Origin of the sequence: Mycobacterium mantenii (assembly GCF_001667865.1) — a bacterium.
In the GTDB taxonomy this organism is placed as follows: domain Bacteria; phylum Actinomycetota; class Actinomycetes; order Mycobacteriales; family Mycobacteriaceae; genus Mycobacterium; species Mycobacterium mantenii_A.
Map to the genome: position 1 here is coordinate 1 of NZ_LZJP01000047.1, position 914 is coordinate 914.

At 65.1% G+C, this 914-nt stretch carries 1 protein-coding gene; it reads left to right on the plus strand.

Features of this window, described 5'->3' with window-relative positions:
- The coding region (locus tag A5688_RS08565; protein ID WP_131812438.1) for a thiolase family protein at positions 1-879 on the plus strand (879 nt) is incomplete at its 5' end.
- Positions 880-914 lie beyond the last annotated feature (35 nt).

Sequence of the window (914 nt, forward strand, 5' to 3'; positions counted from 1 at the left end):
TGCGGATCGAGCCAGCAGGCAGTGGATTTCGCCGCCCAAGCGGTCGCCGCCGGCGCCTGCGACGTAATAGTAGCGGGTGGGGTGGAATCCATGAGCCGACTGCCGCTTGGCGTAACGCGGCAAAGTGGATTCCCATACGGCCCGAGGGTTATGCAGCGGTTTGACGATTTCTCGTTCAATCAGGGACTGTGCGCCGAGGCGGTGGCACGAAAGTGGGGATTGACGCGGGTCGATCTCGATGCCTACGCCGCAGCGTCGCATCAGCGGACCGCCGCGGCTATCGACTCCGGTGCATTCGACGCGCAAATCATCGTACTTTCCACGGAGACCGGAGAATTCGATACCGACGAGGGGTTGCGCCGTGGCACCAGCATCGAGACCCTCGGACAGCTCAAGCCGTTGTTCATCGAGGACGGGCTGATCCACGCCGGTAATTCGTCACAGATCTCCGACGGCGCCGCCGCCCTGCTGATCACCACCGCCGACAGGGCCGCCGATCTGGGGCTGACTCCGATGGCCCGCTACGTCGCCGGAGCGGTGGCCGGTGCAGACCCGGTGCTGATGCTGACGGCACCGATTCCTGCCTCCGAGATGGTGTTGTGGCGGGCCGGACTCGGTATCAGCGACATCGGAGTGTTCGAGGTCAACGAGGCGTTCGCCTCGGTGCCACTGGCTTGGACCGCCCAACTGGGCGCGGACCCGGCCCGGGTCAATCCGCTGGGCGGGGCCATCGCAGTGGGCCACCCATTGGGTGCCTCAGGCGCGATCTTGATGACCCGAATGTTGCACCACATGCGTGAGCGCGACCTGCAATATGGGCTGCAGACCATGTGCGAAGGCGGCGGCATGGCGAACGCCACGATCGTGGAACTGCTGTGAGCCTCGTGTCGCGCGACGTGTTCGACGGCGATCAG